The organism is Streptomyces sp. NPDC047117, assembly GCF_040643545.1.
Taxonomy (GTDB): Bacteria; Actinomycetota; Actinomycetes; order Streptomycetales; family Streptomycetaceae; genus Streptomyces.
In genome coordinates this window covers 155,899-169,387 of record NZ_JBEYUN010000012.1, presented here as the reverse complement: position 1 = coordinate 169,387, position 13,489 = coordinate 155,899, and the positions used below count along the sequence as shown (strand labels likewise).

The window sequence follows — 13,489 nt, the reverse complement described above, 5'->3', positions numbered from 1 at the left end:
GGGCTGTGGCCGGGCGGGCGGTCAGCCGGCGTGGTCGAGCGCCTTCATGCGCTCCAGCACCGAGTCGGCGTCCGGGCGCGCCAGTTCGTCGACGATGCGACCGTCGGCGAGGAAGACGACCCGGTCCGCGTACGAGGCGGCGATCGGGTCGTGGGTGACCATCACGACGCTCTGGCCCAGCTCCCGTACGGAGCCGCGCAGCAGGCCGAGCACCTCCGCGCCGGCCCGCGAGTCGAGGTTGCCGGTCGGCTCGTCGGCGAAGACGATCTCGGGCCGCGCTGCCAGGGCGCGGGCCACCGCGACGCGCTGCTGCTGGCCGCCGGAGAGCTGGTTCGGCCGGTGGTCCAGCCGGGCACCGAGCCCGACCGTGGCGATGATGTGCTCCAGCCACGACCGGTCGGGGCTGCGGCCGGCGATGCTGAGGGGCAGTGTGATGTTCTCCAGCGCGGTGAGCGTCGGCAGCAGGTTGAACGCCTGGAAGACGAAGCCGATCCGCTCGCGGCGCAGCCGGGTGAGCTCCCTGTCCTTCAGCGTGCCCAGTTCGGTGCTGCCGATCCGCGCCGAGCCGTGCGAGATCGTGTCCAGCCCGGCCATGCAGTGCATGAGCGTGGACTTGCCGGAGCCGGACGGTCCCATGATCGCGGTGAACTGCTCGCGCCGGAACTCCACCGAGACGGCGTCCAGCGCCACGACGCGGGTGTCATCGCTTCCGTAGATCTTGGTCAGGCCGGCCGCGGTGGCCACGGCGGCCGTGGCAGGGCTCAGCTGCATGGGAGAACGCTCCAGTGGGTCGGTCGGGACGCGGCGTCACGGGACCGGGAGGCGCGCCGCGGCAGGGATGCGCGGACCGGAATCGGCCCGCGATCCGATCATCCGGCGCCGCCCGCACCCGGCGGATCAGCCGTATTGCCGAGCCGGCGGAGCGGGCGGGCCGTCCGGGTCGGCCGAAAGGCCGAGGCCGGCGGCGCCCTGGCGCCGTACCGTCGAGGGCATGATCCGCACGTTCCGGAACCGCTCCGTACTCCAGCAGGCCCTGCTCTCCCTGGCCGCTGCCGCCGTGCTCGCCCTGCTCGTCGCCGAAGGGGCGAACACCGGCTTCGTGCCCACCGCGGTGGCCACCGTGCTGACCGGCACGCTGTGCGTGGCGGCCCTCGTCGTACGGCCGGTCCGCTTTCCGCTCGCGGCGGCCGTCGCGGTGACCGCTTCGGTCGTCCTCACCGTGGTCACCACGCAACTGACGCACCGTCCGGAGAACACGCCGGGCATGGTCGAGCTGTGCGCGCTGCTGCTGCTCACCGCCCGTGCCGTCCGGCTGATGCCCCTGCTGCGCGCCGTCGTGCTCGTCCTCGCCGCGGCGTGTGCCGCCGGTCTCCTGCTGCTGCGGCTGCCGGGGGCCGAGTGGCCCACGGCAGGCACCGTCCTCGCGCCGGTCGTCCTCCTCGGCGCGGCGCTGGCGGTCGTCCTGGGCCTGTACCTGCGCGTGCTCGACACCCTGCGGGAGCGCGAGCTCCTCGCCGACCGGCAGGACCAGCGGCTGGAGTACGCCCGCGAGCTGCACGACTTCGTGGCCCACCACATCACCGCGATCGTGGCGCAGACCAAGGCCGTACGGTTCGCCACCGCCTCCGGGCACGCCCCGGCCCCCGCCGAGCTGGACACCATGCTCGGCCGGATCGAGGAGGCGGGCTCCGAGGCGATGGAGTCGATGCGGGGCATCGTCTCCGTCCTGCGCACCTCGGCGGAGCCGGCCGACACCCGGCCCGGCGGCACCCTGGACCGGATCCGCCCGTTGGTCGCGGACTTCGCCCGGACCGGCCCGCCGGCGGAGCTGACCCTCGACCCGCGGCTGGCGGACCGTACGCTGCCGCCCGCGGTCACCACGGCGGTGCACCGGCTGGTCCGGGAGAGCCTGACCAACATCCGCAAGCACGGCGTCGACGTCGGCCGCGTCACCGTCGACGTACGGCTGAGTCCCGATGACGCGGGCCGCCTGGAGGTCACCGTGGCCGACGACGGACGGGCGGCCCGGCCGGGTCACCGCACGCGGGGCGACGGCGGCTACGGCCTGCTCGGCCTGGCCGAACGGATCGAAGGAGCCGGCGGGCACGTCACCGCCGGGCCGGGGGCGGGCGGCGGCTGGCGGGTCGACGCGGACCTGCCGCTGGGTGCCGAACGCCGCTAGGTGTGCCCGGTCGCGCTACTCCCAGGTCGCGGTGTCGGGGTCGATGCCGTGGGCGCGCGCACTGGCGTCGACGAGGTGCCGGAACCACGTGGCAAGGCCGGCGCGGATGCCGTCGTAGTGGGCGGCGAATCCCGGGTCGGCTTCATACATGCGGCCGAGGCACACCTGCATCTGCCTGCTGAGGGGAAAGTACGAGGCAAAGACCTCGCGGTGCCGCTCGACGAGTCGATTCGCCTCCGGGCTGCCGGGTGCCACGCCGGCGTCCATCGCCTCCCCGAGGGCGCGTTCGAAGTCGGCAACGGTGTCGGCGACGGTCTGCCATTCCTCCGGGCCGCGCGCGGCCGAGCGTTCGGCGTACTGCCGCCACTGCGGTGTGTCGCCGTAGCGCTGACGGGCCTGGGCAGGCCAGTCCGGGTTCCACCGGGGGCCGAAGATCGCGGCCTGCTGCTCGGCGGTGAGCAGCAGGCCGCGTTCGTGGGCGTCGATCATCCGGTCCAGTCCGGCGCCGAGCTGCTGGAGGCGGTCGATGCGTTCCGCGACCTGGGTGCGCTGCGCGCGCAGTGCGCCGGACACGTCTGCTGCCGAGTCGTCCAGGACGGTCCGAATCCGGTCAAGGCCGAGACCGAGCTCGCGATAGACGACGATGCGGTGCAGGCGTTCCAGGTCGCCGGCGGTGTAGAGCCGGTATCCGGCAGCCGTGCGCTGTGACGGCCGCGCCAGGCCGATCTCGTCCCAGTGGTGCAGTGCGCGGACCGTCACGCCCAGCCGCGCCGAGACCTGACCGACGGTCAGGCCATCGGCCTCTGTGGCATCATGCATGCTGCTCATTGTCGCCGTGGCCGGCGCCCGGTGCGGTGATCCCGACGGCCGCGAGGTTGCGCGCCTCCTGACTGTCCGGATCGAAGGGCTTCGCCGCGGTGAACACGATCCTTACGTTCTCGGGGGTGGTCACCGCCACATCGCGGGTGTTCCAGGGGGTGTCCCGGGGGCCGTCGACCGAGTTCGGCCGCAGCGCGCGACAGGCCTCGACGAGGGAATCGACCTGGCCGAGCACGCACGCGAAACTGATGCTCACCGCCGGTGCCCGCTCCGGCACGCTCGCCGCCGGGACGAGGAGTACGTCCTGGAACGCCCACCGGCGCAGATGCACCACCTGGCCGGGGATGCTGAACAGCTCGAAGAACCCCAGCCCCCGGGTCCAGAAGTCCACCGACGCCGCCAGGTCGCTCGTGGGGATCGTCGGGAATGCGGGCATGCCGTAGATGCCGTGGAACGGCTCCGGCGGAACGGCGTCCGGGCCGGGAGCGGGCACGGGGCTCATCTCGAACGCGTTGTAGTAGTCGCTCATGCACCCGACTCTCCGGCCTCACGCGACGTGAGGGTCAAGCCGGTCCGCGAATCCCGCTGCCGAGGGCTGTCATCATGGTCGGCATGACGATCCGGGTGCTCATTGCCGACGACCAGGAGATGATCCGGTCCGCCTACCGCATGATCCTCGACTCCCAGCCGGACATGCAGGTCGTGGCGGAGGCGGCGGACGGCGCCGCCGCGGTGGAGCTGGCCCGCTCGCTCCGCCCGGATGTCTGCCTCCTCGACATCCGCATGCCGGAGCTCGACGGCCTGGAGGCCACCCGACTGCTGGCGGGGCCCGACGTCCCCGATCCCCTGCACGTCCTCATCGCCACCACCTTCGACCTCGACGAGTACGTGTACCGGGCGCTGCGCAACGGCGCCTGCGGCTTCCTCCTCAAGGACGGCTCCCCCGCCCTGCTCACCGAGGCCGTCCGGGCGGCGGCCAAGGGCAATTCCCTGATCTCCCCCGCCATCACCGTCCGGCTGCTCCGGCACATGGCGCCGCCGGAGCCGTCCCGCGCCACGGCCCGTTCCCGTGCGGAGGCAGCGCCCCGGACCACCACACCGTCCGAACCGCTGACGGAGCGGGAGCGGGACGTCGTACGCCTCGTCGCGCGCGGCCGCACCAACGACGAGATCGCCGCCGAGCTGTATGTGACCCTTTCCACCGTCAAGACGCACCTCGGCAACGTCCAGCGCAAGCTCGCCGCCCGCAACCGCGTCGAGATCGCCGCCTGGAGCTGGGAGAACGGCCTCTGCGACGACCGGGGTGCGGACGTACCGTGACGCCGCGGGGAACCACCGACAGGAAGGGCCCGGACTCCTGGGAGCCCGGGCCCTTTCGCATCCTGCCGGAGAGGAATCAGTCCGTTGCGGGGTCAGTCTGCCGAGGGATCAGTAGATGTTGGCGGCGACGCCCGCGCCTTCGCCGCGGGTGCTGTTGATCTGCGCCCGGAGCGCGATCTCGTCGTAGACCCGGACCTCCTTCACGATCCGGCCGCCCTGGATCAGGAACTGGGACATGCCCAGTACGGTGACCGGCTTGCCCGTCAGCGGGCCGAAGTCGGGGTTGCCGCGGTAGGTCCCCTGCATCGTCCACATGACGGCCACCCGCAGCCCCGCGTACCGCTCGGCGTAGTTGGTCTGCACGTCCCGCACCTCGAAGCGCGCGTCGGGGAACGGGCCGACCATGGCCAGCAGGTCACGCTGGTAGCGCTCGGGACGGATGACGGTCCGGTCGCCGATCGTGTGCAGGAAGAGGTCCCGCGCCATGAAGTCGTTGACCTTCTGCAGCCGGCGCCGGGTCCACACCTCGTCGATGAATTCGAGGACCATCTCGCACTCGGGCCGGTAGTCGTCCGGGCGCGGCCCGCTGACGCCCTCGGCGAGGACGTCCTTCGGCGGCGCGTCGAGCATCGACCCGGTCCAGCCCTGGAAGCGCAGGGCGCGGGCCGCCTCGTCCGGGTCCTGGCCGCGCTGGAGGCACTCGGCGAGCTCGTCGCGGACGACCCACTCCTCGACCATCCGGCCCCTGCGGTAGAGGCAGTTGGGGATGGTGCGCTTGCGGATCCGGACGTTCTTGCCGTCCACGAGGTGCTCATCGGCGGAGAAGACCAGGTGCGAGCTGAGGAAGGCGTCGTCCCCGCGGGCCTCCCACACCACGTCCTCGGCCTGACCGATGTGCTGCGGCGTGCTGCCCATCCGCATCGTGCTGCCCTCGATCACCCCGTCGCGGCCGACGACGGTGCCGAGGCTCGTGTGGACGATCGAGTCCGGCTCGTAGTTGTCCACGATGTAGGAGATGTCGCGGCCGACCCAGATGCGGTCGGTGACCTCGCGGATGAAATCGTCGGGGTCCTCGTAGGGGCGGTAGGCGACGGGATCCAGTGCCATGGTGCTGTTCCTTTCCAGAGATGAATGCGTATGCATGAGGGGGTCGTTTGAGGGCTTCGGATCGGGGTGCTCGACGCGGTTCCTGACGGTGCGTCGGACCGCATGGGCGATGGCGCTCAGCGCGCGAACTTGTCCTCGCCCAGGTGGCTCCGGTACGTCTCCGTCATGAAGGAGGTCACCACGACGAGGGCCAGTACCGCGGCCGCCGCGAGGTAGACCCACACGGCGTAGATCGTGCCGAAGGAGGAGACCAGGAGCGTCGCCACGAAGGGCGTGATGCCCATGAAGATGGAGAACGAGGCGTTGTACGCCATCGCGCCGGCACTGAACCTGGTACGGGTCGCGAAGAGTTCCGCGAGGCAGACCGTCACAATGCCGGTCAGGAAGAACTCCGGGATGATGTAGATGAGTTGGCTCGCGATCGCGGCACCGAAGGTGGCCTGCTCGCCCACGTAGAAGGCGAGCGGCACCAGCACGATACAGGCGACGGCACCCATGACCAGCATCGGTTTGCGGCCGATCCGGTCCGAGAGGATGCCGGCGAGCGGCAGCAGCGGAATGAGGACCGCGACCGAGATCGCGTTGGACGCCAGCGCCATCCAGCGGGGCAGCCCCAGCGTCCCGGTCAGGTACTCGGGGTAGAAGGTGACCCAGCTGTACGACAGGATCGCCAGCATGATCGAGACGCCGCAGTAGACGAGGATCGGCCGCAGCTGGGACCGGAGCGCCTCGCGGATCGGCGCCTTGACGACCTGGGCACCGTCCGCGGTGGCGCGGACGAACTCGGGGGTCTCCTCGATGCGCTTCCGCAGCCACACGCCGACGGCGCTGAGCGGCAGGGCGATCAGGAACGGGATGCGCCAGCCGTAGGAGTCGAGCGCGTCCCCCTGGAACACCGCACTGGTCAGCGCCGCGGTGCCGGCCCCCGCGAGGATGCCGAAGAAGCAGCTGTTCGAGGCGTACGACGCGTAGTAGGCGCGCCGGTTGGGCTCGGCCCACTCCACGACGAAGGCCACCGCGCCGACGTACTCCCCGCCGGAGACCATGCCCTGGACGATGCGGATCACCAGGAGGAGCAGCGGCGCGACGAGCCCGATCTGGTGGTACGTCGGCAGCGCACCGATCATGGCGGTGGACACGCCCATGACCACGATGGTCCACAGCAGTGTCTTCTTGCGGCCCACCCGGTCGCCCCAGCGGCCGACCAGGCTGCCGCCGAGGGGGCGGAACAGGCAGGCGATCGCGATGACCGCGTAGGTGCTGAGCACCGCGACGGTGGGGTTGCTCGCGGGGAAGAAGGAGGGGGCGAGGATCGGGGCCAGGTAGCCGTAGAGCCCGTAGTCGAACTGTTCCACGAAATTGCCGATACTGCCCGCGCCGATGGCCCGGCGTATCGCCTTCCGGTTCTCGGGGCCGGCGGTCTGCGTGCCGTCGACAGCTGTGGGTGGCGCTACAGCGGACATGGCTTCTCCGTTCGCGCGATGGGGGAGTCAGAGGGGGTTCACAGGGGGGGTGAGGGGGGTGCGCGTACGCGGTGTGCATACGTATGAAATGCGATGCGCCGACACTAGAGAGGGCAGTGGGGAGCGTCAAGGGGTGTGACGCGGTCAGCGGCCGTCTTCTCCGGCTGCTTCGACAGCGGGCGCGGTGAGGGTCCGGAAGGTGTCCATCAGGACCTGCGCCGCGTTGTAGAGCACCAACTGCGCTCCGGCCCGTTCGGCGGCCCTGGCGGCGGCGGTGCCGGGCACGATGGACATCACCGCGCGGCCGGCGTCGTGCGCCGCCCGGTACGTATCGGCGATGAGCCCGTCGAGGGTCTCCTTCGGCGGGAAGCCGCAGTCCACGGCCAGGTCGGCCGGGCCGACCAGGACCGCGTCGACGCCTTCCGTCGCGACGATCTCCGGGGCCGCCGCACAGGCACGCGCCGTCTCGATCATCGCCACGACCAGGGTCTCCTCCGCGGCCGTCAGATGCTCGGCCGCGGTGACCGTGCCAAAACGGCCCGCCCTGCTGTACGTGGCGAACCCCCGCTCCCCCAGCGGTGGGTAGCGGTCCCCGGCCACCGCCCGCCGGGCATCCGCCGCGCTGTCGATGTGCGGATGGATGATCCCGGCCGCCCCCAGGTCAAGGCAGCGCAGGGCGAGCGCGGGCTCGGCGGAACCGACCCGGACGAGTACGTCGATGCCCTGCGCGGCGGCCGCGGTCAGATGGTGCTGGAGCGCCGTCATGTCGGCCGGGCCGTGCTCGCAGTCGATGACCACGTAGTCGAGGCCGGCCACCCCCGCCATCTCCACCAGCGTCTCCGACGGCAGCCGGAACAGCGCGCCGTACAGCCGCTCCCCCGCGGCCAGCCGCTGTTTCAGCGAGGGACGCGGCCGCGGTGCCGGGCGCCCCTCCGTCACGTCCGTCATCGCGCCACCATCCCCGCGGACAGGTCGATGTCGGCACCGCACAGCCCCGGCATCCGCAGCATCGCCGTCACGGCAGCGCCCACCTCTTCCTCGGTGACCATCCGGCCGAGCGCCGACCGGGACACGAACGCCGCTTCGGCCTCCTCGTAGCTGCTGCCGGTCCGTTCCGCCTCCAGCCGGAAGTTGCGTGCCATCCGGGGGCTGGAGACGGGGCCGGGCGAGAGCGAGTTCACCGTGACGCCCTGCGGGCCCACCTCGCCCGCCAGCGTCGCGGTGAGGCCGATGACCGCCATCTTCGACGCGCAGTAGGGAGTACGGCGCAACAGTGGCCGCTTCCCCGACACCGAGGCGATGTTGATGACGTCGCCCGCGCCGCGCGCCGTCATGGCGGGCAGGAAGGCGCGGCACATCAGGAACACACCGCGGACGTTGACCGCGAAGACCTCGTCCCAGTCGTCCGCCCGGATCTCGGTCAGCGGGGCCACCGGTCCCGCGATGCCGGCGTTGTTGACGAGGACCGAGATCTCCTCACCGGCGAGGCTGTCGGCGAGCGCGGCCACCTCGGACGGGTCGGACACGTCGCAGACGCGCGGGAAGACACCGGGGCCGAGCCGCGCGGCGGTCTCTTTCAGGGCGCGCTCGTTGCGGCCGGTGATCACCACCCGCGCGCCGTCCGACAGCAGGGCCTGGGTGATGGCGGCTCCCAGCCCGCTGCCACCGCCGCTGACGAGTGCGGTACGCCCGGCCAGCGGCCCCGCCCCGGCCGTCATGCGGCACCTCCAGTGTGACGCGGCAGTGTGCCGTTGCGGACGCACGCCTCTCCGGTGGGTTCGGTGGGTGGTGGACATCGGAGCATGACGGACTCTCCTCGGGAGGGGTGCGGAAAGCGGGGGTGCGAAAAACGGTGGCGTTGTGCGGGCGGTGGGCAGTGGGTGTGCGGACAGTCGGTGTTTGGACGGTGGGCGGCGAACCAGCAGGGCGATCGGGCGGTGAACCCGCAGGTCACGCGGGCCGGGAAGGCGCGGCCCCGCCGGGCGTACGGAGCGCCGGGCGGGCCCCTTCCGCCGCCGCGACCAGGGCACGCAGCGCGGTGGTGACGGGCCCCGGCTGCTGGACCGGCAGCAGGTGGCCGGCGCCGGGGACCGCGGTGAGCCGGGCATCCGGTACGGCGTCGGCGATCGCACGGTGGAAGTCCGGCGGGCACAGCGCGTCCCGCGTGCCGTACAGGACGGTCACGGGACAGCGGGCGGTGCGCAGTGTGCCGTGCGCGTCCGAGCGGGTGGCCTGGGCGGCGAGCTGGGCGCGTGCGGCGTCCGGGCCGACCCGGTACGCCATGTCCCGGTAGCGGGCGGCCAGTTCGGGTGGCGGGGCGGGCGCATCGAACATGCCGGGCAGGGTCCGGGCCACGGCCTCCTCGAAGCGGCCCTCGGCGATCAGCCCGTCCATGGCGCGCCAGGCGGCGTACTGCTCGGGGCGCGGCGCCCCCGCGTTCGTCGACATCGCGCAGAAGCCCGCGACGCGCTCGGGCGCCCGGCGCAGCACCTCGAAGCCGACGATCGCCCCGAGGCTGAGCCCCACGAGGACGAAGGGGCCGGGTACCGCCGACAGCACCTCCTCCGCCTGCCGGCCGATGTCCGGCCGGGTCAGTGCGACATGCCGGACCTGGTGGTGCTCGGGGAACGCGACGCCGGACCAGAGGCCGTGGTCGCACAGCATGCCGGGCACCACCACGAGCGGCAGCGGGCCGGTCGCCCCGTCCGGGAGTGCGGTGGACATCAGCGGCGCGCGGAGCGGGGCAGCAGGGCGTACGGGGCGACGTAGCCGTTGTGGTCGACGCCGAGACCGGCGTCGGCCGCGGCCTTGACGACCTCCTCGTCCCACTCCAGGCGCACCCGGGCGTCACCGCCGTTGACGATCAGGACGTCGCCCTCCGTCTCCCCCACGTTCCGGAAGGTGCGCCAGGCGCCCTCGGGGACGGAGAGGATGTCGCGCGGCCCCAGGCGTACGGAGACGGGGTCGGTGCGGTTCAGTGTGACCTCCCAGAGCCCGTCCTTGACGATCAGCGTCTGGGTCTCCTGCTGGCGGTGGATCGAGACGCCCTGGCCGGGCTCGGCGCGCAGCCAGGCGGCGTTGTGGCCGTGCGGGTTGTGGATCCGGGGCTCCTGGTGCAGGTCCTCGGTCATGCCGTAGCCGATGACGCAGCTCAGCCGCGCTCCGCCGCCGGGCAGTGTGCTGTCGAGGAAGGGACGGTCGGACCAGACCAGTTCGTCGGAGGCCGCGATGCGCCGCTTCATCTGCTCGGGGCTGTAGCTGCGCAGCCGGTCGATGTACTCCTGCGCCATCGGCTTGGTCAGCTCGGTGTCGGCGGGCACTTCGTCGCCGGCAACCGTGTCGATGAGCTTGTTGTCGGCCGTGAGGTACAGGCCGTGGCCCTCCGCCTCGCGCAGCACCGAGGGGCCCCAGATGATGCCGCCGGTGTTGTCCATGCCGAGCACGGTGAACATCCAGCCGTCGTCCGGTCCGGTGTTGGTGAAGCCGCGGAAGATCCAGGTGGGGACGGACGCCACGTCGCCGGCCTTGAGGGTGAGTTCGCCCTCGGTGCCGTCGGCGCCCCAGCGCAGCAGGTACTCGCCCTCGGTGCAGACGAACACCTCGGCGGTGTAGTGCAGGTGGAGGTTGTTGGTGATGCCGTTCGGCATGGCCGCGGCGCCGATCTGGAAGCCGTGCGGCAGGCGGAGGTTGACGTGCTGCCCGGAGGACTGCGAGACCCCGGGCCCGATCATCGCGTAGTTCTCCTTCCGGTCCGAGCCCGGCGTACGGCAGTCGATGAAGGCCTGGTTGCAGGAGACGAAGTCGCTGCGGCGGATCGTGCGGCGATCCAGTTCTTCGGTGGTCACGACGGCGTCGGTCACGGTCGCTCCTTCTCTCGGAATTCCCCGTGGAATACGTATGCATTGATCTGACAGCCGTGCCTCCTGCACTGTCAAGGGGTCGGCGAAGATCGATTGCAGACGTATGCTTGATGCGGTCGGGCCACGAGGCCCGACCCGAGGGCCGCCACCCGCACCAACAGGTACATACGTATACTCAGGGCCGTGCGGGACAGTGCGGCGGACCAGGGCGAGGGGATGAGTACGGGTGGCGATCACGAGTCACGATGTGGCGAGGCTGGCGGGCGTCTCGCAGGCCACGGTGTCCCGTGCGCTCCGTGACGACCACCGGGTCTCGGCGGCCACCCGCGAGAAGGTCCGGCAGGCCGCGCAGGCGCTGAACTACTTCCCCAGCGAGGCGGGACGCACCCTGTCCACCCGCGCCACGCGCCGCATCGGGGTGATCGTCACCGATCTGACGAACCCGTTCTACCCGCATGTCGTCGCCCCGCTGCACGACGAGCTCCAGGCCCTCGGCTACCGCATGATGCTGATCACCGAGCGGTCCGACGAGGCGGTGGCGGGCGAGAAGCTCCTGGACCAGTCCCTGGACGGGGTGGTCCTGGCGACCGCGACCACCGAGTCCCGGCTGCCGGCCCAGCTGGACCGCCGCGACATCCCCTATGTGTTCCTCAACCGCGACACCGGCCGGCCGGGCGGCTACGCATCCGTCGTGGACAACGAGGGCGGCGGCCGGCTCGTGGCCGGCGTACTCACCGAGCTGGGCCACCGCCGCATCGCCGGCATCTTCGGCTCGCCCAACACGACCACCGGCCGGGACCGCGAGCTCGGCTTCCGCCTGGCGCTGGCCGAAGCGGGCCTCGGCCTGCCGGACAGCCGGGTCGTCCGCGGGGCCTTCGAGTACGCGACGGGGTACGAAGCGCTCCCCCGGCTGCTGGACACCGACGAGCCGCCCACCGCCGTCTTCTGCGGCAACGACGTGGTCGCCATCGGCGTGCTGAACGCGGCCATCGCTGCCGGGCTGCGGGTACCGGACGACCTGACGGTGATCGGCTTCGACGACCTCCCGATGGCGGACTGGGAGGTGTTCCGCCTGACCACGGTCCGCCACGACCTGCGGGAGCTGGCCCGACAGGCGGCGCGCCTGCTGGTGCGCCGGATCACGGGGGAGGCCGATCCGGCCGGTGAACGCCTCGTCCTGCCGACCGAATTCGTCCCCCGGGCGACCCACGCGCGCCTGCACTGAACCGCTCGCCGGATCGCCGGTCAGCGCCGCTGCACGGTCTCGTGCCGGGCGGCCGGGTCATGGGCACCGTCGTCCGGCGATGCCGCGCCGTCGGAGTGGCCGGTGCCGCTGCCGTACTTGCGCTGGAGCCGCATGCCCATGGTGACGAGGACCGCGGCGAGGCCGAACGAGAGCCACAGTTCCAGGCGGTGCCCGGGCAGGACCGCCATGAGGACCAGCACTCCCGCGATGAACACGATCGTGGCCACGGTGAGGTGCGGGAAGAGCCACATCCGCACCTCGGCGGGCTCCTCCTGCCGGCGCCGCGTGGCGTACTGGGTGACCGCGATGACCAGGTACATCATCAGGGCGATCGCACCGCTGGACGCCAGCAGATACGTGAAGACCTGCGGCACGAGGTAGTTGGCGGTCACCGCGACGATGCCGACGACGGTGGAGGCGGCGACCGCGTTGCGGGGTACGCCGCCGGGCGAGACGGCCGCGAAGGCCGCCGGGGCGTCCTTCCGCTTGGCGAGGGAGAAGGCCATGCGGGAGGCGGTGTAGATGGCCGAGTTCAGGCAGCTGCACACCGCGATGACGACCACCACGTCCATGATCTGGCGGGCGCCGGGCACGTTCATGCGCTCCAGGACTGCCTGGTAGGAGCCGGCGGCCAGCCCGTCGGCGTTCCAGGGCACCAGGCTGACCACGAGGAAGATCGACCCGATGTAGAAGAGGCCGAGCCGCCAGACGACGGCCTTGATGGCCTTCTTGATGTTCTTCTTCGGGTCCTCCGACTCGGCGGCGGCGATGGTGACGATCTCGCTGCCCTGGAAGCTGAACATCGCGGTGAGCAGGGCGGCGAGGACGGCGATGCCGCCCTTGGGCGCGAATCCGCCGTTGCTCCAGAGGTTCGACACCCCGCTGGTGCCCGAGCCGGGCAGCACGCCGAAGACCGCGAGGAGGCCGAGGACCAGGAAGCCCACGATCGCGATGACCTTCAGCAGCGCGAACCAGTACTCGAACTCGCCGTAGTTCCGGACGGCGAGCAGGTTGGTGCCCGCCAGTACGGCGATGACCGCGAAGGTGGGGATCCAGGTCGGCACCCCGGCCATGCCACCGAGGACCTCGCCCGCTGCGATGGCTTCGATGGGGATGACGAGGACGTAGAACCACCAGTAGAGCCAGCCGATGGAGAATCCCGCCCAGCGTCCCAGCGCCCGGTCGGCGTAGGTGGAGAAGGAGCCGGTGTCGGGGTTGGCGACGGCCATCTCGCCGAGCATCTGCATGACCAGGACCACCAGCGCGGCGGCGGCCAGAAACGCGAGGATGACGGCGGGACCGGCGGTGGCGACGGCGGTGGACGAACCGACGAACAGGCCGGCTCCGATCACTCCGCCGATGGAGATCATGGTGATCTGGCGGCCCTTGAGCCCCTGGGTGAGTTCTGCTCTGCCGGGTTCGCCGGATGGCGGTGGGACGGGTGACTCATGTGGCATGGGGTGGTCCTCGGGACGTGTGACGGGCCCCGCCT

13 protein-coding genes are annotated in these 13,489 nt (G+C 71.6%); 3 read left to right on the top strand and 10 right to left on the bottom strand.

Features of this window, described 5'->3' with window-relative positions; genetic code table 11:
- Positions 1-21 precede the first annotated feature (21 nt).
- Positions 22-771, bottom strand: coding sequence for an ABC transporter ATP-binding protein (locus ABZ840_RS23620; RefSeq protein ID WP_361562089.1), 750 nt, complete (start codon positions 769-771; stop codon positions 22-24).
- 220 nt (positions 772-991) lie between these two features.
- Between ABZ840_RS23620 and ABZ840_RS23615 the strand changes: the two genes are divergently transcribed.
- Positions 992-2,182, top strand: a complete 1,191-nt coding sequence (locus tag ABZ840_RS23615) for a histidine kinase (protein WP_361562088.1) — start codon at positions 992-994, stop codon at positions 2,180-2,182.
- 15 nt (positions 2,183-2,197) lie between these two features.
- On the opposite strand, the gene ABZ840_RS23610 is transcribed toward ABZ840_RS23615, so the two are convergent.
- Positions 2,198-3,001 carry a MerR family transcriptional regulator gene (locus ABZ840_RS23610; protein WP_361562087.1) on the bottom strand — a complete coding sequence of 268 codons (804 nt, stop codon included), beginning with the start codon at positions 2,999-3,001 and terminating at the stop codon, positions 2,198-2,200.
- Positions 2,994-3,530, bottom strand: coding sequence for a VOC family protein (locus ABZ840_RS23605; RefSeq protein WP_361562086.1), 537 nt, complete (start codon positions 3,528-3,530; stop codon positions 2,994-2,996). Before ABZ840_RS23605 ends, ABZ840_RS23610 begins: the two co-directional genes overlap by 8 nt.
- Positions 3,531-3,613: 83 nt before the next feature.
- Between ABZ840_RS23605 and ABZ840_RS23600 the strand changes: the two genes are divergently transcribed.
- Positions 3,614-4,321 carry a response regulator transcription factor gene (locus ABZ840_RS23600; RefSeq protein WP_361562085.1) on the top strand — a complete coding sequence of 236 codons (708 nt, stop codon included), beginning with the start codon at positions 3,614-3,616 and terminating at the stop codon, positions 4,319-4,321.
- A gap of 108 nt (positions 4,322-4,429) precedes the next feature.
- On the opposite strand, the gene ABZ840_RS23595 is transcribed toward ABZ840_RS23600, so the two are convergent.
- From ABZ840_RS23595 to ABZ840_RS23570, 6 genes are all read right to left on the bottom strand, one after another.
- Entirely contained in the window at positions 4,430-5,428 is a 999-nt protein-coding gene (locus ABZ840_RS23595; RefSeq protein WP_361562084.1) for an ester cyclase, read from the bottom strand.
- Positions 5,429-5,544: 116 nt separating this feature from the next.
- Complete coding sequence (locus ABZ840_RS23590; RefSeq protein WP_361562083.1) at positions 5,545-6,891, bottom strand: MFS transporter; 1,347 nt, start codon at positions 6,889-6,891, stop codon at positions 5,545-5,547.
- 144 nt (positions 6,892-7,035) lie between these two features.
- Positions 7,036-7,839: an aldolase/citrate lyase family protein gene (locus ABZ840_RS23585; protein ID WP_361562082.1), complete on the bottom strand. Its 804-nt coding sequence runs from the start codon at positions 7,837-7,839 to the stop codon at positions 7,036-7,038.
- The gene (locus tag ABZ840_RS23580; RefSeq protein ID WP_361562081.1) at positions 7,836-8,609 is read right to left on the bottom strand and encodes an SDR family oxidoreductase; all 774 of its coding nucleotides are present in this window, start codon (positions 8,607-8,609) and stop codon (positions 7,836-7,838) included. The genes ABZ840_RS23585 and ABZ840_RS23580 overlap by 4 nt, the downstream gene beginning before the upstream one ends.
- A gap of 232 nt (positions 8,610-8,841) precedes the next feature.
- The gene (locus tag ABZ840_RS23575; protein ID WP_361562080.1) at positions 8,842-9,615 is read right to left on the bottom strand and encodes an alpha/beta hydrolase; all 774 of its coding nucleotides are present in this window, start codon (positions 9,613-9,615) and stop codon (positions 8,842-8,844) included.
- On the bottom strand, positions 9,615-10,751 hold the full coding sequence (locus ABZ840_RS23570; RefSeq protein WP_361562079.1) for a cupin domain-containing protein: 1,137 nt from the start codon (positions 10,749-10,751) through the stop codon (positions 9,615-9,617). Before ABZ840_RS23570 ends, ABZ840_RS23575 begins: the two co-directional genes overlap by 1 nt.
- Positions 10,752-10,977: 226 nt before the next feature.
- Between ABZ840_RS23570 and ABZ840_RS23565 the strand changes: the two genes are divergently transcribed.
- Entirely contained in the window at positions 10,978-11,976 is a 999-nt protein-coding gene (locus tag ABZ840_RS23565; protein WP_361562078.1) for a LacI family DNA-binding transcriptional regulator, read from the top strand.
- Between the two features lie 20 nt (positions 11,977-11,996).
- Here the strand turns inward: ABZ840_RS23565 and ABZ840_RS23560 are convergent, their stop codons facing one another.
- Positions 11,997-13,454: an amino acid permease gene (locus ABZ840_RS23560; protein WP_361562077.1), complete on the bottom strand. Its 1,458-nt coding sequence runs from the start codon at positions 13,452-13,454 to the stop codon at positions 11,997-11,999.
- Positions 13,455-13,489 lie beyond the last annotated feature (35 nt).

Excerpts from the sequence above, each read along its gene's own strand:
- ABZ840_RS23620 (WP_361562089.1), bottom strand. The coding sequence starts at position 771 with ATGCAGCTGAGCCCTGCCACGGCCGCCGTGGCCACCGCGGCCGGCCTG.
- ABZ840_RS23615 (WP_361562088.1), top strand. The coding sequence starts at position 992 with ATGATCCGCACGTTCCGGAACCGCTCCGTACTCCAGCAGGCCCTGCTC.
- ABZ840_RS23610 (WP_361562087.1), bottom strand. The coding sequence starts at position 3,001 with ATGCATGATGCCACAGAGGCCGATGGCCTGACCGTCGGTCAGGTCTCG.
- ABZ840_RS23605 (WP_361562086.1), bottom strand. The coding sequence starts at position 3,530 with ATGAGCGACTACTACAACGCGTTCGAGATGAGCCCCGTGCCCGCTCCC.
- ABZ840_RS23600 (WP_361562085.1), top strand. The coding sequence starts at position 3,614 with ATGACGATCCGGGTGCTCATTGCCGACGACCAGGAGATGATCCGGTCC.
- ABZ840_RS23595 (WP_361562084.1), bottom strand. The coding sequence starts at position 5,428 with ATGGCACTGGATCCCGTCGCCTACCGCCCCTACGAGGACCCCGACGAT.
- ABZ840_RS23590 (WP_361562083.1), bottom strand. The coding sequence starts at position 6,891 with ATGTCCGCTGTAGCGCCACCCACAGCTGTCGACGGCACGCAGACCGCC.
- ABZ840_RS23585 (WP_361562082.1), bottom strand. The coding sequence starts at position 7,839 with ATGACGGACGTGACGGAGGGGCGCCCGGCACCGCGGCCGCGTCCCTCG.
- ABZ840_RS23580 (WP_361562081.1), bottom strand. The coding sequence starts at position 8,609 with ATGACGGCCGGGGCGGGGCCGCTGGCCGGGCGTACCGCACTCGTCAGC.
- ABZ840_RS23575 (WP_361562080.1), bottom strand. The coding sequence starts at position 9,615 with ATGTCCACCGCACTCCCGGACGGGGCGACCGGCCCGCTGCCGCTCGTG.
- ABZ840_RS23560 (WP_361562077.1), bottom strand. The coding sequence starts at position 13,454 with ATGCCACATGAGTCACCCGTCCCACCGCCATCCGGCGAACCCGGCAGA.